Origin of the sequence: Pseudomonas sp. MH10 (assembly GCF_034353045.1) — a bacterium.
GTDB lineage: Bacteria > Pseudomonadota > Gammaproteobacteria > Pseudomonadales > Pseudomonadaceae > Aquipseudomonas.
Genome location: NZ_CP133783.1, coordinates 2711841 through 2734846, shown reverse-complemented (window position 1 = coordinate 2734846; position 23006 = coordinate 2711841). Strand labels below are relative to the sequence as shown.

The window sequence follows — 23006 nt, the reverse complement described above, 5'->3', positions numbered from 1 at the left end:
GGGATTAGTTGGATTTTTCCACGGCTTTACCGACAAAGCCCAGTTCAATGGGCATCTTGATATAAAACAATGCGACGTCTTCGATGGCCAAACGCTCAAATAGCCGCTGGTCCTCCTCGTCAGTCATTGCCAGTCGTACTTCCATCGGTTGATCGGCCAGCTCGAAAAAGTGAGCTGAATGGATCTTGCCTGTGTGCCCAAACCCCTCGATGCCAGACACCATTGTTGCGCCACGCAGACCCAGTTCTTTTGCCAGGTCGACAATCCATTCCCCGAGCATTTTCCCGTCATGGCGACGGTTCTGCTGGGTGTAGAAAATCACTTGAAAGCCATTCATGGGGTCTTCCTTCAGCGTCCGCTGATGAGTTGAAAGGTCAGCAATCCTAGTGCGGTCATCGCAAGGGAGCCGAGTACATGCACGGCGATCGAACTGAGCGCCCAGAGCAGCCGCCCTTGTTGAATCAAAATAATGGTCTCGGCCGAAAAAGTGGAAAACGTGGTCAGACCACCGCAAAAGCCGGTGATGACCAGCAGTCTCCACTCGGCACTGAGGGTCGGGGTTGCCGCAAAGAATGCCACTGCCAGACCGATGATGTAGCCACCGACCATGTTGGCGACCACCGTACCGGGGGGAAGCGTCGGAAACACCGAGTTGAGCTTCATGCCTAATTGCCAGCGCATCAACGCGCCTACGGACGCTCCGAAAGCGATGGCGAAAATTGACTTCAGCATAGGCGTAACGCTCCCGACCATTGGAGAGCAGGCTGATGCCAGGGGCGCGAGGTTTTATCGAAGGGGAGCTGGTAGGTCGTATTCAAGGGCCTGTTCTCATAAGGAACAAGGCGCACACCTACGCGCCTTGTTCAGGATTCACGTAGGCATCATCAGCACAAGGCGGTTAGAGGAGGAATGCCATCTCCTGCGTGCATCCTATAGCACGGCGGGGAAATGTATCAAGGTATTAGCCGGGAGCGCTCCCGGCTTTGTTGCTGGCACTTAATGATCTGCCGCGATTAACCCTCGGAGCGCTTGTGTCGCCCGGAGAACATAGTCTGTTTGAACTGCTCGCGTTCTTCGGCCGTCATCGCTTCCCATTTGCGCCAGTCCCGACGACCGTGCCAGCCACCGCGCCCACGGAATCCGCCAAACAAGATCCGGCTGAGCAACAGCAACCCTAACGCATGCCCATAGTCGATCACTCGCCCACCTGTGAATAACTCTGGAATCACCCAGTTCCACAGCGCCATGACCACCCAGCCCAGCATGGCCACCGCCACGATCCCCAACAGCACCCGTGCCGCAATTCTCAGTCGATATTTCATGTGTGCTCTCCGTTACGAGTCAAGTTCGTCATAAACCGTTTGCAGCCGACTGCGCAAATGCAGGACGGCATAGCGCTTTCGTGCCAATAAAGTGTTCACCGCAACGCCGCTTTGCGCCGCGATTTCCTTGAAACTGATACCCGCGATTTCGTGGGCGATAAACACATCGCGCTGATTCTCTGGAAGTTCGTCCAACGCTTCTTGCAAGGCGTTAAGTACAACCGAGCGGGCGAATACAGCGTCCGGCCCGGCGTCCATCGACGGCAGCGCGAGGTCCAGTCGATACGCCTCATCGTCGCCATCGAGGTCTTCGTTCATCCCACTGATGGGCAGTTCTTTCTTCTTGCGAAACCGATCAATAATCCGATTTCGCGCCACCCGGAAAAGCCATGCACTGGCCTGCTCAATCGTTGCCGGAAGGCGATAGGCTTGGACGAACTCATAAAACACGTCCTGCAAAATGTCCTCGGCTTCAGTGGCGTCGCGCACCCGCCGCCGGATGAAATTCCCCAGCTTGGTGCGTTCGCGCAAGACAGTCGCGGTGATGTCGCTGTTTCGATCGGTCATCAGGTTCTGGCTGTGCGAGGGGTCCATGACATTGAAGACGTTTCATCGGCGGAAATATTGTAAGGGGCGATGTTTTATTGTTGAGGATGGGCGAGATGGGAGTGGGGTGACTGAAGAATAGGAACTCCAGAAACAATAAAACCCGCAGTGGGCGGGTCTCAGCGATACGGCTCAAAGCGATCATGGCTGACGTCGATACAGACAGGTACAGCCCAAGACAAACTCCGCTGAAGCGGGGTTTGCTTCGTTCAGTTATTTCAACAGCATTTTATGCAGTGACGCTGATGGTCTGGCCAATGGCCTGGCCGTTGCTGTCTACAGACGGTGAAGACGTAGGCGTTGCGGTTGAGCTGCTGGCGGTGCTGCTTTGTGCTGAATGGTGGTGGTGATGATGAGGTTTGCTGGTTGCCGTGGTGTTGCTGGCAGTTGTGGCAGTCGTGGCAGTCGTGGCTGCGGTCGTGCTGGCAGTCGCGGTTTGCGTAGCTGCCTGGCTCGACGCCGTAGCTGCCTGAGTGGAAGCGGTGGCGGTTGAAATCGAAGCTGAGATTGCACCAATAGACATCGTTACCTCCTGGACACTTGGAAAGCCTGGGCAAGTCGTAGCAAAGCGACGAGGTGGACAAGTAACCAACTGTTATCTCTGAATTTTCGACCATTCAGACGGGCCTGCTACGGGAAATCCCGCAGCCGACCAAAGGTAACATCGGCGCTTTGTCAGGTTTGTCAGCCTCAGGTCAGGCCTGAGTAAAGTTTTTTCTACACGTTGTTCAGGTTGGTTTTTTGTCATCAAAAAACGGCTGCGCCATAGCGTTTTTGTTCGGGTTCTAAGCCTGATCGCTGATCTGCAGCGACGGTCGCACGACAGGCTCGACGCATGGTATCGGTTAGGGCTCGCAGCCAATTGTCGATATCAATTATTGTGGCTACAATAAATAAATGCAGATTACTTATGACCCAGCCAAAGACGCACGAAACATTGAAGAGCGTGGACTCCCATTCGCACAGGTGCTGGAATTCGAATGGTCTACTGCGTTGATCGTGGAAGATGAGCGATTTGACTACGGAGAGTGCCGCTACCAGGCAATGGGATTCATAGAAGATCGACTGTATGTTGTGGTGTTCACCCCTCGGGGCGATGCAGTTCACGTCATCAGTTTTCGTAAAGCCAATAAGCGGGAGGTCAAAAGCTATGACCAAGAAACCCAATCCTGAAAGGGTTGATTCGACCAACCCAGAGTGGTCCGCCAAGGATTTCGCAAAGGCCAGGCAGGCTAGTGACGTGCTGCCGTATTTGTTCGGCAAAGCCCAAGTGAAAGAGATGCTTCAGCCAAAGCGTGGACGTCCCAAGTCAGGGATCACCAAAGAGCATGTCAACTTGCGTCTTGATCCAGAGGTCTTGGCGCAGTTCAGAGCATCCGGCCCGGGTTGGCAAACACGCATGAATGAAGTCTTGGCCGACTGGCTTAAGACACATACGCCCAACGAGGTGAAGGTGTGACTGTTGGGTTTGCCAAGTGGAATACATGTCAGGTTCCAAGCTGCTGAGAATCGTGCTTGGCTGAAGCGCTGCTTTTTTCCTAAAAAGCGATTGCCATCCATTGAGCTTTTGCCAACTCGCCACGAGCCTGATGTATTTCGTTCAGCGCGGGTATGAACTCATCATCCTTCTGGCTCGTGGTGATAAGGCGAGCCAGGCCAAAGACATTAGGGCCGCGCTCAAGTTGGCCCGCGATCTTTAGGAGACCGTCATGATAACTATCAAGCTGACCAAATGGGGTGCTGTGGACCATTTGAAAACCAATGCCGACAAGCGGTACTGATTCTAGAGGCCTTCCCCAGAAACGGCTGGACGACGGTTAAGGGTTTTCCAGGGGCGCCGGTATGAAGCCCTGCTCTCTCAGTGATTTGATCACGCCTCGAATCAGATAATTGTTCGAAAATCCCATCGTGTACTGCCTGGCTCCGGGATTAAGCGGAAGGAGCATTCCCTGATCGACGAGTTTCTTGATCAGATACGTTACCTTCCTTTGTGCCTTTGTCGGCCATGGAAAGCATCGCGTAATAACGCTCGCGATTGTTGGAAAATACGGCCGTTGGATTTAAGACACGACCTCCCTTGTTTACGTTGAAGCCATATTTCATCAAGAGTGCATAGGTGAGCAGCCTCACAACCCGAACATTGCCAATGGGGTGTATCCATCCAAACCTGTGGTGCGCCAGTGCAACTTTCATAAAGTCATATTTCGGAGAATCTTCACGATTCACGAATTCCACCAGATCCTGCATACAAGCTTGAACCTGGATGAAATCTGGAGGCAGGTGTTCAGATTGAGATATTCGAACAGCTCCGTTGCGATAAGCTCCGGGCGTTTTGTCGCCTTCTCGCAGAAGGTCATCGACAGTCATCGCATGTAACTCTCGAATCATTTGCTCGGTCAGCGCTACGCCTGGCTTCATGATTTGCTCGATGTACTCCATCGCTTTCTCGATATTGGCCACCTCGCGTAACTGATCTGTATCTTGAGCCTTGCCTCCACCTTGCTTTCTGTGTAGTCGGCCAAAGTAGTGTGGTTGCCTTTTATACGGGCCGAACCAAGGCTTTCCAGTGTGGAAAAGCGATTTGAGTTGATAGAACACCTGCGACGGGGTATCGCCCTCGAGTCTCAAGCGACGCAGATGCTCCAGCGCACTCAAAACATCAAGACCATTTACCGTCAGGCCTTACGCGGAATTAAAGGCCGCCGATAAGGGCGCCGCTTGATTTCTTTGCATTTCATAGTGTGTATCCCCTCTGTTCGATAACTATCAAAGGACACACGTGGGGATACGCGGAGGGGATAGATCGGGTGAAAAAAGAGAGCCAGCCAGAAACAAGAAAGCCCGCACGAGGCGGGCTTCTTGTTGTTTCATGAGCATCGAGCGATGCCATGAAACAGTACTTGGTGGTACACAGTCATTTGAACTGGGTCGTTAAGTGGCTGTATTTAAGGGGTTTTGTTCTGTGTGTGTTTTATAGGGATACACCGGGGGATACACGGCGCTCGCTGCTGGTGGCTGTTTCGTCATCACAATGCTCTCAACGCCGTCCTGGCAATCCCCACCACCTTCCAGATGAGCGGTACTCCGCTGGCGTCTCGATTGTGGCGGTTTCACCACAATAGCTCGCTGGTACCGATGACTTCCTCTGAATCGTGGAAGGCGTAGTGGACGAACTCATATGGATTGCGACCTAAATTAATCCAATGCTTTTGGATGATTAGCCTACACTGGCTTGTGAGCGCCGGGCCAGATTTACCTCAGGCAAGCTCATCAAGTCGTAAATAATTACGGCTTCCTTATCATCTGAGGCGAGAGTCATTTGGGCTGACTTTTGTTAGGATTATTTTAAAATGATTTCGACACTGGAACTACGACATATTGTGGAGCAAAGCTTCCTGCCAAACCGCTGTGAATGCACTCTCTCGGCCGATTCGTCTTTGACCGTGCGCGTTTTTCAAGAAGGTGGAGACAGGGAGAGTCTGGTTGTCACCGGAATCACCACTGCGTCGCTCAATACCAGTCGTACTATTTCAAGTTTCATTGCGGAACTTCAGCAAGACCTTGAAAACGCTAGCTCCTCTCATAACCATCTTGAGCCAATAGGCACAGGCTATTCAGTTGCAGCACCCTACCTGGTGAAGTGACAATCCTACGACGGATACTCCCCTGTCATCCCTCTCACTGCCATGCCCTATCTATATCAACCTCACTGACGAAGGAATAAGTGAGGTTGCGGCCTATTCCTGTGAATCTTGTTCGAAAAGGGTCGAAATCAATTTTTTGATGTCGTCTTGTACGTCTTTCGGCAGGCCGTCCAGCTCATGCAATACCTTAGTGTCCATAATGGTCATGCTATCCGTTGGCCGTACTTTCTTGACTCCCGTCACCACAAATAAAATATCCACACCTGCTTTTGCGACTGAAGACAGATAGGTGGCATTCGGAAACCGCGCACCTCGCTCGTACATGCCCTGAGCGTTTGGTTCTATTTCACCGATAGTCGCCAATGCTTGCTGCGAAAGGCCGAGGCGTTTTCGCTCTTCCTTCAATCTTGCACTCATACCGTGCATGGGAATTCCTTCTAGCTCGTCTAGGTATTTCTATGAGTGTACGAGCGATTGGCTAGTGTGTGAACCGCGCACATGGTTATCACAAACTTCACATCTTTCCACTTTGTATATAACTCCCTGGTCTATCGGTAGGGGTGCGCTAAATATCATCCGAGAGATCCCGACGTACCAATGGTTCATCAGGTCGTGACTCAGGCTCTACGCAAAGCTTCATCCCGAGCGCAACCGCAGACGTATGAGACTTACCCCGGAACCCTTTCTTAATTCCGTACAGCACCTGATAAGTCGTAGCAGGATCAAGGCCATGAGTTCGAGCAAAGTCCGAAACGCTAATTCCCTGCGCTCGAAGCCAACTCCTTGCCTCTTCAGGCGTCCGTATAGTCATTATGTTTCAGTTCCAATCTGCATAATTTGTGTCCAGCCGAGTCAAAAGGATTTTTCATACTCGTGAATTGGTTGACCGATGGACATCAGAGGAATTCAAAGCGTTTTGGATGAAAGTGACATTCTATTTGACGTCTATGATGAGGATGACATCGACTTTTGGTCCGCACGAAATAACAGGGAGGTTTTCCGCTGTCAGACCCAGAACGCGCTTACTGGTTATCTTCAACTATGAGCGACAGCGCCGACCTTGGCGAGCAGCTGATCGGTTGGAATGGGCGGTGGTTGATGATGGGCAATCTTGTCGTCTGTTATACGTGCCTGGCTTCGCAACCCGCGTCTCTTGCAGGAATGTCTTTTACGAATCTTCCGGGATGCATAGCGGGCAGGGACAAGCTTTATCCGTAGCGCGAGCTGGCTGAAATCCTTTCTGAGTTCCCGCCAATGCTTGATTGATTAAGTACATCAATTGTCCCGCCGGCGGGACACACCGTCTCGCGCCGCTCCTTTTTTCTCATGCTTTGTGGGGCTGATTGCCTGTAATACGGCTTTTACAACTTCTGACAAATGGTTCAATACAGTTCAACTTCGTTAGCTAAAATTGAGTGAATAGTAGAAGCTGCGGAAGACACATGCTGGGTGCGAAGATGAATATCACTATGCTTAGGCGAGCAGTGCGCTTGCGGATAGATGCGATTCTTGAACAAGCGAACGAGGATGATCGTCTGTACGAGAAGGGTGTCGCGGATGGCTACATTGCCGCACTGGTGGATTTTAAAGGGTTAAGCGCAATTGAAGGTGTTTCAATGACGGAGGATGCCAAGCAGGCTTATCTAAAACAGTAGCTCAGGCAGGCATAGGTTGCGAATTTGTCGCTTATGCAAGACTAGGAAAAGGATTACTTCATGGGCTTTTTAGTAACGTACAAAATAGGAGGACGCATACGCTTGGTATCGGTGGTTCCGATCGCGTGAGCGACTTTGACTTACAGTGGGTGGTGGCACTTAATGTCTGTGCAAGGTCATCACCGGCAGAGGCTAAAAGGCTGGATCTCACGCTGGATCAGCTCCTAAGGGAGCGCCTCACTCATGCTGGCGTGTCTGATATCGAGATCAGCCAATAGTTGAGAGTTCCAGTAGGGGATGTTGTCTAACGCGGATAGTCGACAAAGCATGTCGACCTGAATGCGGAGTACAGACGATGTCCGATGAGAAGTACCTTCATCGACTAGATGTGTCAAAGAGCGCAAACGAAGACGTAGGCGATCGATTGATCACCTGGAACCACCGGTGGTCAATGATGGGTAAATTCGTCATCTGCGATTTTTGTCTTGTGTCTTGTGGGGCGAAGGACGCTGCTAAACCGTTTGTGCATTTATCCGGATGCAGATCCTTAGCAACCAGTCTTTATCCTTGGCGAGAGCTCGCCAGTATATTGTCAGACCTTCCGCCGATACTTAATTAACTTGATGACCGCAGCGCCAGCAGTGTTGTAAGCCTGCTGGTTCTCAGCTTCCCCGTAACCATCAGCGTAACCTTGCCCGTAACGAAGCGGCGCCCGACACCGGCTTATCCGTGGATACTGCTCCTTGGATGCCGCGTGTAAATATTACGGAAGTAGCTGTTTGCGCATGGGGGGGGCTGTATCGAATAGAGCGGTGCTGTCTATCGAGCTTGAAGCGCCCAAACGGACATGAACGTGTTCCGCCTCATAGCTGATTTCAGCACCGTGCTTCGTGGGCGCTGAAACCTGCCTTGTGGCTTAGCTGGGCCTCGACATGATCGGCAGAGAAACCATGTTCGTTCAGCGTGGTGCTGGCGATATGGCGGAAGCCGTGGCCGGTCTGGCGACCTTCGTAACCCAAGCGGCGCAGTGCCATCAGGAAAACCGTATCGCTGCGCGACTTGGTGCGATCACTCCGGCCAGGGAACAGCAGAGGATATGAGCCGGTGAGTGCCCGCAGTTCCGTTAACGCTTCCACGGACTGGCGGCAGAGCGGCACCAAGTGTTCGAAGCCCTTTTTGCGGCCTTTGCGATCTACTGGGATCGTCCAAAGCTTTTTGTCGAAATCGAATTCAGACCATTGCGCCTCGCGCAACTCGCTTGGACGCACCGCCAGCAGGGTAAGCAGACGCAGACCAAGCTGTACGTCTTGGGCGTGCGGATAGGATCGAATGGCGCGAAGGAGGGCGGGTAGTTCTTCAATCGAGACGTGGGCGTAGTTTTCGGCTTTGCCAGACGAGAGGAAATTGTGGACGCCTTCCAGTGGATTATTTACGGCACGGCCAGTTACTCGGGCCAGGTCGTAAACGTCCTCGCAGTAAGCACGCACCCGGCTCATTTGCTCCAGGATGCCTTGCTTCTCAAGTCCGCGTAGAAGATCCATCCATTCCATCGACAGAATTCCAGTGTATCGACGCTTTCCGAATTCCGGGAATACATGACGCTCAAGGGCGCCCATCACACGCTTGGCCGTACCTGCGTCCCAGTTGCTGATGCGGGAAGTGTGCCATTCGCGGGCTAGTGTCTCGAAGGTGTCGTTTGCGGCCTCAACCTCGGCAGCCTTGCGCTCCTGCTTGGTCGCCATCGGGTTTTTCCCTTCTGCGGCGTCCGAGCGAAGATCCGCCGCTTTTGCCCTTGCCAATGCGCCGCTGATTTCGGGGTAACCGCCAAGCCCAAGCCAGGACCATTTGCCGTCCGACTTCTTGTAGCGCAATTGCCAAGACTTCTGTCCGTCCGGTTTTACGCGGAAATACAGGCCGCTGGCGTCCAGCTCGCGATATTCCTTCGAATCGGGCTCTAGGCCGCTGAGAGCCTTGTCCGACAAGGGGCGCCGCTTGATTTCAGTGCGTTTCATGGCGTGTATCCCCTCGGTTCAATTATTTTCAAAGGATGCACGTGGGGATACACGGAGGGAAGAGATAGGGGGATACAAGGAGAGATAGCCAGAAACAAGAAAGCCCGCACTAGGCGGGCTTCTTGAGGTGGTTTATAGACTGCTGTAGACGTCTGTAAACCGGTACTTGGTGGCTACACAGGGACTTGAACCCCGGACCCCAGCATTATGAATGCTATGCTCTAACCAACTGAGCTATGTAGCCAAGTGGCGCGCATTATTCGCGGATACGGGAAATGTGTCAAGCGTTGTTCTTGAAAATTTATCCGTGCGATCAAGCGGTTAGCCCTCGCTACGGTTAAACCCCACATTTTTCCACGCTCTCAGCGAGCAATCGCGCAGCCTCTATCTCTTCAATTCGTCAAAACTGCTCGGCATTCAACCCGTACAACGACTCGCTCCCGGCACGAATGCTGTGTTCCAGGCTTAATATTCGCGGCAGCATCCGGCTGAAGTAGAACTGGGCCGTGGCGATTTTTGCGCCATAGAACGTCTCGTCTTCAGTTCGTTTGCTTTCGGCGACGTGGGCCATGCGTGCCCAGAGGTAGGCGTAGGCGACGTAGCCGAACAGGTGCAGGTACTCGACCGAGGCGGCGCCGATTTCGTTGCGGTTGCTGTCCGCCCGTTCCTGTAACCAGTCGCTCAGGTTTTCCAGGCGTTCTACCGCGTCGAGCAATTGCGCCGAATAAGTCACGTTTGGTTGGTCGGCGAAGGTTCGAATTTCGGCGGTGAACTGACGCAGCGCGACGCCTTTGTCCATGACGACTTTGCGCCCTAGCAGGTCCAGCGCCTGAATGCCGTTGGTGCCTTCGTAGATCTGGGCGATGCGCACGTCGCGCACCAGTTGTTCCTGGCCCCATTCGCGAATGTAGCCGTGGCCGCCGAGTACTTGTTGGCCGTGGATGCAGCTCTCCAGCCCAGTGTCGGTGAAAAACGCTTTGGCGACGGGTGTGAGCAGGGCGACCAGCGATTGAGCGTCTTGGCGCTCTTGGGCGTCGTCGGAGAACTTGGCGAGGTCCAGTTGTTGCCCAACGTAGCTGGCAAACGCGCGGCCGCCCTCAGTCATGGACTTCATGCTGAGCAGCATGCGGCGCACGTCCGGGTGGACGATGATCGGGTCGGCGATTTTGTCCTTGGCGACGGCGCCGGTCGGGGCGCGGCTTTGGATCCGCTCCCGGGCGTAGGCAACGGCGCTTTGGTAGGAGGCTTGGGCGCAACCAATGCCCTGAATACCGATGGACAGACGTTCGTAGTTCATCATGGTGAACATCGCCGCCAGCCCTTTATGCGCCTCGCCGATCAGCCAGCCGCTGGCGCCGTCGAAGTTCATGACGCAGGTGGCCGAGGCCTTGATGCCCATCTTGTGTTCAATCGAGCCACAAGTGACCGCGTTGGCCTCAGCCAGCGAGCCGTCGGCGTTAACGCATATTTTCGGCACCAGAAACAGCGAAATACCTTTGGGGCCGGCCGGAGCATCGGGCAATTTGGCCAATACCAAATGGATGATGTTCTCGGTCAGGTCTTGCTCGCCGCCAGTGATGAATATCTTGCTGCCGCTGATACTGAAACTGCCATCGGCTTTTGGTTCGGCGCGGGTGCGAATGATGCCCAGGTCGGTGCCCGCATGGGCTTCGGTCAGGCACATGGACCCCGCCCAGCGACCTTCATACATCGGCGGCAGGTACAGGCTTTTCAGGGCTTCACTGGCGTGGGCGTCGATGGCCAGGCACGCGCCGGAACTGAGGGCTGAGTACAGCGCGAAACTGGAGTTTGCGCCGTAAAGCATTTCTTCAAATTGCACAGCAAGCATTTTCGGCATGCCCATGCCGCCGAACTGATCGTTGCCGGACAGGCCGACCCAACCTCCTTCTATATAGGTGGCGTAGGCCTGCTTGAAACCGGCGGGCGTGCTGACTTGGCCCGCGTGCCATTGCGCGCCTTCTTCATCACCGCTGCGGTTCAGTGGGGCGATCAGCTGTCCGGTGACTTTGGCCGCTTCTTCAAGAATGGCGTCTGCGGTGGAAGCGTCGACGGTTTCGGCCAAGGCGGGCAAGCGTGCCCACAGCGCTGGGGCGTCAAATACTTCGTGCAGGACAAAGCGCATGTCCCGCACGGGAGCGTTGAATTCAGGCATCAGGTGAACCTCGTTTTAACAGTTAAAGGTTCTTGGCGGTTTCGCGCAGCACGAACTTTTGAATTTTACCGGTGGAAGTTTTCGGCAACAGGCTGAACACCACCGTGCGCGGAACCTTGAAACCCGCCAGGTGTTCGCGGCAGAAGCTGATGATGTCGGCTTCGCGAACGTGCTCGTGATCGGCTTTGAGGGTAACAAACGCGCAGGGCGTTTCGCCCCATTTCTCGTCGGGGCGCGCAACCACAGCGGCTTCGAGTACCGCTGGGTGGCGATACAGCACGCCTTCGAGTTCGATGGTGGAGATGTTTTCGCCGCCGGAAATGATGATGTCTTTGAGCCGGTCCTTGATCTCGACATAACCGTCGGGGTGACACACTGCCAGGTCGCCGGTGTGGAACCAGTCGCCTTCGAACGCTTCAGCGGTGGCGCTTGGGTTCTTCAGGTAGCCCTTCATGATCGTGTTGCCACGCATGAATATTTCGCCGATGGTTTCGCCATCGCGCGGGGTCGGCTCTAGGGTTTTCGGGTCTGCGACCATCAACCCTTCCAGCGTCGAGTAACGCACGCCCTGGCGAGACTTGACCTGGGCGCGCTCGTCCAGCGGCAGCTCATCCCATTCGCTGTGCCAAGCACAAATCGTGACCGGGCCATAGCTCTCGGTCAGGCCATACACGTGGGTGACTTTAATGCCCATTTCTTCTACCGCGCCAATCACTTTGGCGGGCGGCGCTGCACCCGCGACCATGGCGTGTACCGGGTGATCGATGGCGGCTTTGGCTGAGTCCGGCATGTTGATCAACGCGTTGAGCACGATGGGCGCGCCGCAGAAGTGGGTGATCTGATGCTCATGAATCAAGGTCAGGATTTTTTGTGGGTCGACCCGGCGCAAAAATACATGCACGCCGGCCATGGCGGTAATGGTCCACGGGTAGCACCAGCCGTTGCAATGAAACATCGGCAACGTCCAAAGGAAAATCGGGTGGTTGCCCATGCTCCAGGTCATTTGGTTGCCCAATGAGCTCAAGTAAGCGCCGCGATGGTGGTACACCACGCCCTTCGGGTTGCCAGTGGTGCCAGAGGTGTAGCTCAACGAAATCGCGTCCCACTCATCCGTTGGCCACTGCCAGGCAAAGTCCGGGTCGCCTTCAGCCAGCAAGGCCTCGTAATCCAGCGTGCTGACGGCCTGACCTTCGCCATACTCGGGGTCATCCACGTCAATCACCAGCGGTGGATGCTCCAGCATGCTCAGCGCGGCGTGCACGACATCATAGAATTCACGATCAGTAATCAACACTTTGGCTTCGCCATGCCCCAGCATGAAGGCAATCGCCTCGGCGTCCAGACGTACGTTAAGCGGGTTCAAGACGGCGCCGATCATCGGCACTGCAAAGTGCGCTTCCAACATGGCCGGAATATTGGGCAGCATCAGTGCCACAGTATCGTTTTTGCCAATGCCACGACCTTCAAGCGCCGAAGCCAGGCGCCGACAGCGGGCATAGGTTTGCGCCCAGGTACGACGAATCGAACCATGGATAACAGCAGGATAGTTAGGGTAAACGTGGGCAGTGCGCTCGATGAAGCTGAGCGGAGACAACGCGATATGATTGACCGCCGCAGGGGCGAGCCCTTGCTCGAAGATCGACATGTAGGGGTACTCGGTTGGCTGATTGTTAGCTCTGTCGCTGACCCTTTAGGCATTTGCCGTATCGGGTAGCTTTAAGTCCGGCGTGTTTTATATATCAATCGTTGTCAGGTATGGAAGTAATACCTTAATCATATAGTATTTATACTATATGTATTTTTTGCCACCGTTTGGCTGCCTTCGCAAGGAATGAGGCGGACATCCGCGTACTCATTTCACGACAGGGCATCTGATGACTTCCCCCCGGACTTTCCCTTTGCACACCTCGGTGCTGTTGAGCCACGACCCGCAACCCAGCCTATTGCTCGATGGTCAGGCGCGTCCGATTGAACTCAACCCAGCGCTGCTGAAAGTACTGGCGCAGTGGCCCAACACCGACGTAACGGCGCTGTTGCCGGTGAATCAATTTGCGCTGGTACGCGCCTGCCTGGAACAGCAACGGGCGATCGAAGACGTTGAAGCCTGTTGGGAACAACGAATTTTTTTATGGACGTTTATTCCCGTTCCCCAGGGAAACCAGGTGTTGGCGCGCTGCCGAGAGGCCACTGAGCAGGTTGTGGCCGAGCGTGAAGCGGCCAAAGCGCGACGGCTGTATCGATTGATCACCGAAAACACCACTGATCTTATTTCCCGGCACACGCCTGAAGGTCATTTCATTGATGCGTCACCCGCGGCCTGGACGTTGCTGGGTTATTGGCCCGAGGAACTGCGTGGTTTATTGGCCCAGGGTTTGTTTCATGGGCAGGACTTGGCGGGACTGATCAACCGGGCCCGGGATGCGCTGACCCAAGAGGGTTATCACACGATGACCTACCGAATCCGCCACCGCGATGGGCATTACTTGTGGTTCGAAACCGCCAGCCGGGCGATCCGCGAAACCTACACCGGTGCCGTGGTCGAGGTGGTCAGCGTGTCCAGGGATATCACTGCTCGAGTTCAGGCGGATGAGCGTCAGCGGCGTCTCGAAGATGAGTTGGCGCACACGGCGCGGCTAGTGACCTTGGGCGAATTGGCCTCGGGCATTGCTCATGAAATCAATCAGCCATTGGCGGCAGTCGTCAATTACGCCAGCGCCAGCCAGCGTTATTTGCAGGCCTTGGGCACTCACCCTCAGGCCGCCGAACGGGTGGCCCAGGGTTTAGAGCACATCACCGACCACGCCAATCGCGCGTCTGAAGTGATCAAGCGGCTGCGGGCTTTTCTGCGCAAAGGGCGGCGGCAAATGCAGGCCTTGGACGCCAGCGAAGTGGCCCGTGGGGTGGTTCGTTTGTGTGGGTGGGAAGCGAACGATTGCCAGGTCACGATAAAAGAGCGATTGCCGGATAATCTTCCGCCGATCTACGCCGATAGAGTGTTGTTGGAGCAGGTGTTGCTTAACGTATTACGCAACGCCATCGACGCCAACCGCGAGGCTCATCCCGGTCGATCATCGACCATTGTATTAGCGGCTGAAGTGGCGCGTGACGGGCGCATCGAGCTGAGTGTTCAGGATCAAGGACCGGGGGTGAGCGAGCCGGAACTGGAAAAGATTTTCACACCGTTTTACACCAGTAAAGTCGATGGCCTTGGCCTGGGATTATCCATGAGTCGCAACATCATCGAAGGGCTGGGTGGCGAGCTAAAGGCCCGGCGCCTGCCGGTTGGCCTGATGCTGTTGTGTTCTTTGCCTCGCGTGGGTCCGTCGGCAACCGCATCAGGAGTGAGTGAATGACCCGCGTCGCGGAGCAAGTGGTGTATGTGGTCGATGACGACCAAGGCATGCTCGACTCGACTGTCTGGTTGCTGGAGTCGGTGGGCCTCAAAGCGCTGCCGTTTACCAGCGGGCGGGCTTTTCTGGAAGCGTGCGATGCCGAGTTGAATGCGTGCGTGTTGCTGGATGTGCGGATGCCGGGTATGGGCGGCCTGAATGTGCAGGAAGAGATGCGTGCGCGGGACCTGCGTTTGCCCGTGATTTTTGTCAGCGGCCACGCTGATGTGCCAATTGTGGTCCGGGCGTTCAAGGCCGGCGCCCATGACTTCATTGAAAAACCGTACAACCAACAGCTGTTGTTGGACAGCGTGCAACAAGCGCTGCAAAGCGCGGATGCACACCCGTCAGACGCTCAAGGTCAGGCGGCATTGCAAGCGCGCTTGCTGACGTTGACGCCCCGCGAGCGCGACGTATTGCTGCCGCTGGTGCAAGGCTACACGACTCGGGAAATTGCGGAGCAATTGGGTATCAGTGCAAAAACCGTGGATCTGTATCGGTCGCGGGTAATGAAACGCATGCAGGCCGAGCATCTACCGGCATTGGTAGGCATGGCGATAGTCGTCAAGCTCGTCAACCCGCTGGCGCTGCGCTCAGGTCGCGATTGAAGGGCTATCCGTTCCGTATTAGCGGTCTGGTTCTTGCTTCCCAATCGAATATAACGGCGATCCGCCGGGTTTTTTGCAGTTGGCGCCTCCATGGCCACAAGCGATGGGAGGGTGTCCAGATGAGAGGTTTTAAATGCTGACGCTTTTGTCCCCGGGGATCCGCCTGCTAGGGCGTTTTGGATTTGCTCGAAAGTTTCAGCTGCTTTTCCTATTGTTCATGCTGCCGTTGGTGGGCAGTTTATGGATGATCGGCCAGGATTATCGCGACAAGCTGGCCCTAATATCTGGGGAGCGCGCGGGTGTTCGGCAGTTATTGGCGCTGGATTCGCTGGATGATCTGTTGGCGGCGCAACGCGACCGAGCCGCACGTTGGAAGGCGGCCGATATTCTCCACGAGCCCACCCCGGCGGCACGTGAAGCGATGGCCGCACTCGATGCCGCGAACCCTGTTGTAGGTCAGGCGCTCGTGCAATTGGGCATTGATTTGCACAGCAATGGTGCGCAAGCCGACACACTCAATCGTTACCAGACGCTACAAAATGCCACCACGGGTTTGGATTCTGCGGCCCTACGCACGGTAGGCTGGTGGCCGGACGGATACGAGCGTTTCACCACGGCGTTGACCGCACTGCAAAACCTGCGTGAACAAATCGTTTTGGACAGCGGCCTGAACATCGACCCATGGCGTGAAACCTATGTGTTGATGCAAATAGCTACACAGCAAACGCCGGACCTCATCGAGCGTGTTGGTCGGCTGGCCAGTGTCGGGCAAACGTCGATCTCGTCCGGCCAGTTCACCATGCAAAGCCGCTTGCAGATGCGTGACCTGCGCAGCCGCCTCAGCGACGCGCGTGATCAGCTGAACAAAACTGGCGCGTCATTGGAAGCCAAACTACCGCAAGAAATGCAGCCGTGGTCCGACCAGTACCGCAAAAGCCAGCAGCGGCTGGACAGTGAATTAAAAGTGCTGGATGACGGGGTGTTTGGCGGCAGTATCAGCCTCAAAACCGATGGTTTCGAGCGCAGCATTGACGCATTGCTGAGTGACCTGGCCGCATTGCGCCACCAATCGTTGGCGTCATTGGATGATCGCTTGGGCTATTACCACGACCAGTCCATTAAGCAGTTCATTCCAGTCGCCGCCGTGTTCGGTTTCTTGCTATTGGCGGCGCTGTATTTGTTTGTGTGTTTGCAGGCTTCTATCCGCCGCAGCGCCAGTGGCATCACGACCCTGGCGCAATCGCTGCGTGACGGTAACCTCTGCGTTCAAGTGCCGGTGGAAGGGCGCGATGAACTGGCCGCGATCAGCACCGCACTCAACGTCGCGGTGGTGCAATTGCGCACCAGTCTATTGGGTGTCGATCACGAAACCCTGCAATTGAGCGGCGCGGTACAAACGCTCAATACCCAGTCCAGCCGCACGCTGAACGAAGTCGAAGATCAACAGCTACAGATCAGCCAGATCGCGACGGCGGCCACTCAATTGGCGGCGACCTCCCAAGGCGTGGCGAAAAGTTGCGAGCAAGCATCCGCCAGTGCCCAGCACACCCGACATGTGGCAGAAGAAAGCAGTCGTGACAGCCTTCGGACCACCGAAAGTATCCAGCAGCTTAATCAGCGCCTGACCGACACGGCCGCAGCGTTGGGACGTGTCAGTGAGCAAGGGCAACAAATTCAATCGGTGGTGGACGCCATTCGCGGTATCGCTGAGCAGACTAACTTGTTGGCACTCAACGCAGCCATCGAAGCGGCGCGAGCTGGCGAGCAGGGCAGAGGTTTCGCAGTGGTTGCCGACGAAGTGCGCAGTCTTTCACAGCGCACTCAGGCGTCGACTGCGCAAATCGCGGGTACCGTCGACAGCTTGCGCAACACCGTCAGTCAGGCCGTGGGGCTGATGGACGCGGCGTGCGGTCAGGCCGTCAATGACGCGGCAGCGGTGACCGGGTTGGGCCAGCGTTTGGGTGAGATCGCCAGTGCAGTGCAGGGCGTAACCGACACCTTGGCGCAGATATCCACGGCGGTTGAAGAACAGGCCAGCACGGCGGATGAAGTGAGCAGTAATATTCAACAGGTCGATCAAGCTGCCGGGCGCTTGCTGGATGGCGCACGGGCGGTCAATCAAGCGGCCGACATGCTCAGCAAAGGCAGCCGGGCGCTGAGTGACAATACCGCGCGTTTTCAATTGAACTGATCGCGTGGGCGTAGGCCTTAACAGAGCGTCCTCAGCGGGTGGAGGCGCCTGGAGGTCGGATGAATGTAACCAGGATCGCAATCGCAACGGTGTTTGTTGTCCTCTGTGCCGGTGCGGGGTTTTGGTTCGCGAGCGAGCCGGAGATGCCTGTCCTTAGCGCTGCCGCCCGCCAGAAACCGATGGTCGAAATCGGCCCTAACGTCATTCAGCACGGCGCTCAGCTGGTCGCGCTGGCCGACTGCGCCGTGTGCCACAGCGCCAAAGGCGGCGCATTGTTGGCCGGTGGTCTGAAACTGGAGACGCCCTTCGGTGCGATTTACTCCACCAACATCACCCCGGACGACGAAACCGGTATCGGTACTTGGTCCCTGGATGCGTTCAAGCGTGCGATGCGCAATGGCGTTTCGCGGGACGGGCATTTGCTGTACCCGGCTTTTGCGTATCAGCACTTCACCCGAGCCCGTGACGCCGACATCGCGGACATTTACGCGTACCTGATGAGCCGACCGCCGGTGCACGCCATCGCGCCGGACAATCACCTGATCTTTGCGCTGAACATTCGTCCGCTGCTGGCGGGCTGGAACCTGCTGTTTTTGCATCCGGGTGAAGTACCTGCCGACCCCGCACAGAGCGCCGAGTGGAATCGCGGACGCTATCTGGTGGACGGCCTCGGGCACTGCGGCGCCTGCCATTCGCCGCTGAACCTACTGGGCGCTGAAAAGGCCGGCCAAGCGTTCGCCGGTGGTTCTATCGATGGCTGGGACGCCCCCGCGTTGACCCGGTTATCGGGCGCGCCGGTGCCGTGGACCCAAACGCAATTGGTCGCCTACTTGCAAACCGGTTTAGCGTCCGAGCACGGCGCAGCGGCTGGACCGATGCGGTCGGTGAGTCGTGAACTGGCCGAGGCGCCCCGTGGGGATGTCGAGGCGATGGCGGCGTACCTGCTGTCGCTGCAAAACCCTGCCTCACCGATGCGCACGGCCGTGGAACAGGCCAATCCGGTCATCGCGCCCTCGCAACAAAGGGCGCATGCGTTATTTGTTGGTGCGTGCGCTGCCTGCCATGAGGCTGGCGCGCCGATGTCGGCAATGGGCGGCAGGCCGTCGTTGGCGCGAGGTACGGCGATCAATGCCGACAACCCGAACAACACGGTGCGCATGATCCTCGACGGCAATGGTTGGCAAGGCAGTGACGCCGCGCACTTTATGCCCGCATTTGCGGACAGCCTGACCGACACGCAAATTGCCGACCTCGCTCATTACCTACGCGCGCGTTACAGCGCCCAGAGACCGTGGAATTCGGTGGATGAAACCTCGGTCGCCAAGATTCGCAAGGAGACCCCAACGCCATGACCACGCTTACTGTGAACGGCGTGCAGCACACGATTGATGTCGATCCGTCATCGCCGCTGCTCTACGTGCTGCGTAATCAGTTGCAACTGAACGGCGCCAAATTTGGCTGCGGCTTGGGTCAGTGCGGTGCCTGTACCGTGATCGTCGGCGATAAGCCGGTGTTCTCATGTTTATTGCCGGTGTCGGCGGTGGGCGAACGGCCTGTTCGGACCATCGAAGGCTTGGGCACTGTCGAGCATCCGGGTCCGCTGCAACAGGCATTTATCAACCAGCAAGCCGCGCAGTGCGGATACTGCATTGCCGGAATGGTGATGCGCGCCCAGGCACTGCTCGACAAAGTACCAACGCCCAGCGACGGGGACATTCGCGACCACCTGCAACCCCACCTATGCCGATGCGGTACGCACATGCGGATTCTTGCAGCGGTCCATGAGGTGGCTGAAGCAAACGCGGCGACTAATGCGCAGGCGCCGTCATGAGGCCCGATGACGCGCAAGACGTATTGAGCAATCCCGGCCGCAGGCACTTTTTAGTTGCCAGTTCGCTGCTGGTCAGTTTTTCATTGCTGGCGAGTTCCCGGGTATTCGCCGTAACGTCGACCACCGAAGCTGGGACGTTCACCACCAGCACGCCGAGCCTGCCGGGTAGCTTGAAGACCGAGCCGAACCTGGATGCGTGGATCAAGATCGATGGGCAAGGGCAGATCACGGTGTTTACCGGCAAAGCTGAATTGGGCACCGGCATCCGCACGGCACTCATTCAGATTGCCGCCGAGCAGTTGGACGTCGCGCCACATACCCTGCGACTAATCACGGCCGATACCGCCCAAACCCCGAACGAAGGCTACACCGCCGGCAGCCATTCGATTGCCGACAGCGGCACGGCGATCTTCCACGCAGCCGCTCAAGTGCGTAGCCTGTTGGTGCAAGCCGCCGCTATCGAGTGGGACGTCGACCTCGAGACGTTAGCTGTGAAAGACGGCATCATCACTTCATTCGACGGCCGTCGTATCAGTTACGGCGAGGTGGTGGGGCGGGTCGAACTGCACCAGGCGGCCAGCGCTGTTTCCGCGTTGAACGATCCGAAAACCTTTGCCGTCATCGGCCAATCGATGCCCCGAGTCGATATTCCCGGCAAGGTCACGGGCGGTCCCAGTTACGTGCAGGACATGCGCCTGCCCGGCATGCTCCATGCGCGGGTGGTGCGTGCGCCGTCGATTGGCGCGACCTTGGTCAGCCTCGACACCCGCGAGGTAGAGAAGATGCTGGGGGTGATCAAGGTCGTGCGCGACGGTAATTACTTGGCGGTGGTGGCAGACGATGAGTGGCGAGCCATTCTGGCAATGCGCGCATTGACCGCCGCCGCCACTTGGACACTCGGTCCGCCGCTGGCTGATCAGGCGACGATTCATCAGCACTTGATCAATTCTCCGATTCAGGAAATACCGGTCGCTGATCAGCACGGTCCTGCCGCGCCAGCGGTTAAAACCGTGCGTGCGCGATACAGCAAACCGTATTTGACCCACGGCTCCATCGGACCGTCTTGCGCAGTGGCGCACCTCGACCGTGACCGGCTCACGGTCTGGACCCACACTCAGGGCGTTTACCCCATGCGTGCGGGTTTGGCGGAAATGCTGTCGATGCCGCTCCAGAACATCCGCTGCGTTCACGTCGAAGGATCCGGCTGTTACGGGCATAACGGCGCCGACGACGTTGCCGCTGATGCTGCATTGATTGCACGCGCATTACCCGGACGTCCGGTGCGCGTGCAGTGGATGCGCGAGCAAGAACATACCGGCGAGCCGTTCGGTCCGGCCATGACTACTGAGGTTGCCGCTTCGCTCGACGCCGCTGGAAAAATCGTTGATTGGACCTTTGAGGTCTGGAGCAACACCCACAATTTCCGCATCGCGAACGCCGGGCGTTTTATCCCGGCTTCGCTGCTGTCCAAGCCATTTACCCCCGCACCGCCCCAGCCGATCCCAATGCCCGAAGGCGACGGCCAACGCAACAGTGTCCCGCTGTACACCCTGCCCAATCTGCGGGTGCAGTACCACTTTCTGCCGATGATGCCGATCAGGGTATCGGCCATGCGTTCGCTGGGCGCTTACCACAACGTCTTCAGCATCGAGAGCTTCATGGATGAACTCGCATTGGCAGCTAACGCTGATCCGGTGGCGTTTCGCTTGGCGCACCTCGACGATCCACGAGGGCGCGACGTCATTACGCTGGCCGCGCAAAAGTTTGGCTGGCAACCCGGCGTGAAGCTGCCCACCGGACACGGCGTCGGCTTTGCGTTCGCCCAATACAAGAACCTGATGGCGTATTTTGCCATTGCGATGGAAGTGTCGGTGGAACCGAAAACCGGGAGTGTGCAGATAGGACGGGTTGTTGCGGCGTGTGATTGCGGGCAGTTGGTCAACCCCGATGGCGCGCGTAATCAGATCGAGGGCGGCATCATTCAAGCCGCAAGCTGGGCGATGTTCGAGCAAACCACTTGGAACGCGCAAAACATCACCAGCTACGATTGGAGCACTTACCCGATCTTGCGTTTCTCGTCAGTGCCTACGTCGATTGAGGTTCATATGATCGACCGCCCTGGCATGCCGTTCCTCGGGGTTGGCGAAGCGTCGCAAGGCCCAACGTCCGCCGTCATAGCCAACGCCATAGCCAACGCGACGGGTAAGCGGCTTCGAAACACGCCGTTGACCGGGGAGCGGTTGAAGCTGGCGCTGCAGGCGCCGGACGTACACGGAATCTGATCAAGCGGCGGTCTTTGAGCGTCCGGCCCGCAAAAGAACGATAACCCCCAAAATGGCGGACAGAATCGAGCCCATAAGCACGCCTACCTTCACCTCATCTACCAGATGCGGAGCACTTGAGAATGCCAGCGCCCCGATGAAAAGGCTCATCGTGAATCCGATACCGCACAAAAGGGCGATCCCATACAACTGAAACCAGCCACAGTTTTCGGGAAGCTTTGCCAAACCTAATCGAATGGCCAGTGCTGCCAGCCCGAATACCCCAAGCTGCTTGCCTACCAATAGCCCTAAAGTGACCCCCAGCGGTACTGGGTCGATTAGATTATTGGGCGAAATACCAGCAAGGGATACGCCGGCATTGGCAAAGCCGAAGATGGGCACCACGGCGAACGCGACCCATGGATGCACTTTTTCTTCGAGGTAAAGAAGGGGCGACTTGCGCTCGCTATTTGGATCGCCCAGCGGAATGCAAAGGGCAAGAATAACCCCTGCCAGGGTTGCATGGATGCCAGATTGAAGCATGAAAAACCACAGCAGGGCGCCAGCTACCAAATAGGGAAGAAGTCTTCTCACGCCGCAGCGGTTGAGTATTACCAGGAAAACGATAACAGCGAGTGATGCCAGCAGCATGCTGATGGACAGGCCACTGGTATAGAACAGGGCAATGATCAGTACGGCGCCGAGGTCATCAAGAATCGCTAACGCCGACAGAAAGATTTTCAAGGAAAGGGGAACGCGCTTGCCGAGCAGCGACAGTACGCCTAAGGCAAACGCGATGTCGGTAGCTGCAGGAATGGCCCAGCCGCCCATGGTTTGGGTGTTGCCCCAGTTGACGGCGAGGTAGATCAACGCAGGAAACACCATGCCGCCCAGTGCGGCGAAACCGGGAAGCGCGCGCTGGCTCCAACTTGACAGCTGGCCGGCCAGCATTTCACGCTTGATCTCAAGACCCACTAACATGAAGAAGACGGCCATTAGGCCATCATTCACCCAGTGCTCAATCGACAGCCCCACGATTTTGATATGCAGAGTCGAAAAGTAAACGGCAGACCAAGGCGAGTTCGCCACGATCAGCGCCGCCAGAGCAGAGGCCATCAGGATCAAGCCACCTGCTGACTCAGCGGCGAAAAAACGAGAGATAAACGCCAGGGCGGAGGGTGATTCACTAGGCTCTTGGGTGTTACGAACACGCGAAGGATCAGAACTCATAGGCACGGCAGCTCCGCGTGGCGGCCCGACCTACGCATAATTAAACCTGCCTACCGCGATTTTGCGGCGACACCCAAGGCGGCA

General features: G+C 56.5%; 20 protein-coding genes, 1 tRNA gene, 2 pseudogenes and 1 riboswitch. Of the genes and pseudogenes, 10 read left to right on the top strand and 13 right to left on the bottom strand.

Annotated elements, in window-relative coordinates; all coding sequences use genetic code 11:
- Positions 1–4: 4 nt before the first annotated feature.
- From RHM59_RS12245 to RHM59_RS12225, 5 genes are all read right to left on the bottom strand, one after another.
- Positions 5–337 (bottom strand): DUF190 domain-containing protein, encoded by a 333-nt coding sequence (locus RHM59_RS12245; RefSeq protein WP_322167688.1) that lies wholly within the window; start codon positions 335–337, stop codon positions 5–7.
- Between the two features lie 11 nt (positions 338–348).
- Complete coding sequence (gene crcB / locus RHM59_RS12240; protein WP_322167689.1) at positions 349–732, bottom strand: fluoride efflux transporter CrcB; 384 nt, start codon at positions 730–732, stop codon at positions 349–351.
- 136 nt (positions 733–868) lie between these two features.
- Positions 869–929, bottom strand: a riboswitch (Fluoride riboswitch).
- An 84-nt stretch (positions 930–1013) separates the two neighbouring features.
- Positions 1014–1322, bottom strand: a complete 309-nt coding sequence (locus tag RHM59_RS12235; RefSeq protein WP_322167690.1) for a hypothetical protein — start codon at positions 1320–1322, stop codon at positions 1014–1016.
- 12 nt (positions 1323–1334) lie between these two features.
- On the bottom strand, positions 1335–1889 hold the full coding sequence (locus tag RHM59_RS12230) for an RNA polymerase sigma factor (RefSeq protein ID WP_322286639.1): 555 nt from the start codon (positions 1887–1889) through the stop codon (positions 1335–1337).
- Between the two features lie 268 nt (positions 1890–2157).
- Positions 2158–2451, bottom strand: coding sequence for a hypothetical protein (locus RHM59_RS12225; protein WP_322167692.1), 294 nt, complete (start codon positions 2449–2451; stop codon positions 2158–2160).
- 374 nt (positions 2452–2825) lie between these two features.
- On the opposite strand from RHM59_RS12225, the gene RHM59_RS12220 reads away from it, so the two are divergent.
- Entirely contained in the window at positions 2826–3101 is a 276-nt protein-coding gene (locus RHM59_RS12220; RefSeq protein ID WP_322167693.1) for a BrnT family toxin, read from the top strand.
- Complete coding sequence (locus tag RHM59_RS12215; RefSeq protein WP_322167694.1) at positions 3079–3387, top strand: BrnA antitoxin family protein; 309 nt, start codon at positions 3079–3081, stop codon at positions 3385–3387. The genes RHM59_RS12220 and RHM59_RS12215 overlap by 23 nt, the downstream gene beginning before the upstream one ends.
- A gap of 358 nt (positions 3388–3745) precedes the next feature.
- Here the strand turns inward: RHM59_RS12215 and RHM59_RS12210 are convergent.
- Positions 3746–4607: pseudogene (locus tag RHM59_RS12210) on the bottom strand (Fic family protein).
- Positions 4608–5278: 671 nt separating this feature from the next.
- Here RHM59_RS12210 and RHM59_RS12205 point away from each other — a divergent pair.
- The gene (locus RHM59_RS12205) at positions 5279–5572 is read left to right on the top strand and encodes a DUF1652 domain-containing protein (RefSeq protein ID WP_322201013.1); all 294 of its coding nucleotides are present in this window, start codon (positions 5279–5281) and stop codon (positions 5570–5572) included.
- Positions 5573–5665: 93 nt separating this feature from the next.
- On the opposite strand, the gene RHM59_RS12200 is transcribed toward RHM59_RS12205, so the two are convergent.
- Complete coding sequence (locus RHM59_RS12200; protein ID WP_322167696.1) at positions 5666–5998, bottom strand: helix-turn-helix transcriptional regulator; 333 nt, start codon at positions 5996–5998, stop codon at positions 5666–5668.
- Between the two features lie 139 nt (positions 5999–6137).
- On the bottom strand, positions 6138–6383 hold the full coding sequence (locus RHM59_RS12195; RefSeq protein WP_416194753.1) for a DNA-binding protein: 246 nt from the start codon (positions 6381–6383) through the stop codon (positions 6138–6140).
- 631 nt (positions 6384–7014) lie between these two features.
- Between RHM59_RS12195 and RHM59_RS12190 the strand changes: the two genes are divergently transcribed.
- A complete protein-coding gene (locus tag RHM59_RS12190; protein WP_322184200.1) occupies positions 7015–7227 on the top strand; it encodes a hypothetical protein in 213 nt (70 codons plus the stop codon).
- A gap of 905 nt (positions 7228–8132) precedes the next feature.
- On the opposite strand, the pseudogene RHM59_RS12185 reads toward RHM59_RS12190, so the two are convergent.
- The 4 genes and pseudogenes from RHM59_RS12185 to RHM59_RS12170 all read right to left on the bottom strand — a co-directional run.
- Positions 8133–9239: pseudogene (locus RHM59_RS12185) on the bottom strand (tyrosine-type recombinase/integrase); the annotation flags it as partial.
- Between the two features lie 167 nt (positions 9240–9406).
- Positions 9407–9483, bottom strand: a tRNA-Met gene (locus RHM59_RS12180).
- A gap of 156 nt (positions 9484–9639) precedes the next feature.
- Positions 9640–11412, bottom strand: coding sequence for an acyl-CoA dehydrogenase C-terminal domain-containing protein (locus RHM59_RS12175; RefSeq protein WP_322286638.1), 1773 nt, complete (start codon positions 11410–11412; stop codon positions 9640–9642).
- Positions 11413–11434: 22 nt separating this feature from the next.
- The gene (locus tag RHM59_RS12170; protein WP_322167699.1) at positions 11435–13057 is read right to left on the bottom strand and encodes an acyl-CoA synthetase; all 1623 of its coding nucleotides are present in this window, start codon (positions 13055–13057) and stop codon (positions 11435–11437) included.
- Between the two features lie 229 nt (positions 13058–13286).
- On the opposite strand from RHM59_RS12170, the gene RHM59_RS12165 reads away from it, so the two are divergent.
- From RHM59_RS12165 to RHM59_RS12140, 6 genes are all read left to right on the top strand, one after another.
- Positions 13287–14765, top strand: coding sequence for a sensor histidine kinase (locus RHM59_RS12165; RefSeq protein WP_322286637.1), 1479 nt, complete (start codon positions 13287–13289; stop codon positions 14763–14765).
- Entirely contained in the window at positions 14762–15409 is a 648-nt protein-coding gene (locus tag RHM59_RS12160) for a response regulator transcription factor (protein WP_322286636.1), read from the top strand. Before RHM59_RS12165 ends, RHM59_RS12160 begins: the two co-directional genes overlap by 4 nt.
- 133 nt (positions 15410–15542) lie before the next feature.
- Positions 15543–17600, top strand: a complete 2058-nt coding sequence (locus RHM59_RS12155; RefSeq protein WP_322167702.1) for a methyl-accepting chemotaxis protein — start codon at positions 15543–15545, stop codon at positions 17598–17600.
- A 59-nt stretch (positions 17601–17659) separates the two neighbouring features.
- Positions 17660–18952 carry a cytochrome c gene (locus tag RHM59_RS12150; RefSeq protein WP_322286635.1) on the top strand — a complete coding sequence of 431 codons (1293 nt, stop codon included), beginning with the start codon at positions 17660–17662 and terminating at the stop codon, positions 18950–18952.
- The gene (locus tag RHM59_RS12145; protein ID WP_322286634.1) at positions 18949–19431 is read left to right on the top strand and encodes a (2Fe-2S)-binding protein; all 483 of its coding nucleotides are present in this window, start codon (positions 18949–18951) and stop codon (positions 19429–19431) included. The genes RHM59_RS12150 and RHM59_RS12145 overlap by 4 nt, the downstream gene beginning before the upstream one ends.
- Entirely contained in the window at positions 19428–21713 is a 2286-nt protein-coding gene (locus RHM59_RS12140; protein WP_322286633.1) for a xanthine dehydrogenase family protein molybdopterin-binding subunit, read from the top strand. The genes RHM59_RS12145 and RHM59_RS12140 overlap by 4 nt, the downstream gene beginning before the upstream one ends.
- Here RHM59_RS12140 and nhaA read toward each other — a convergent pair whose 3' ends face one another.
- Complete coding sequence (gene nhaA, locus RHM59_RS12135; RefSeq protein WP_322286632.1) at positions 21714–22922, bottom strand: Na+/H+ antiporter NhaA; 1209 nt, start codon at positions 22920–22922, stop codon at positions 21714–21716.
- Between the last annotated feature and the right edge of the window lie 84 nt (positions 22923–23006).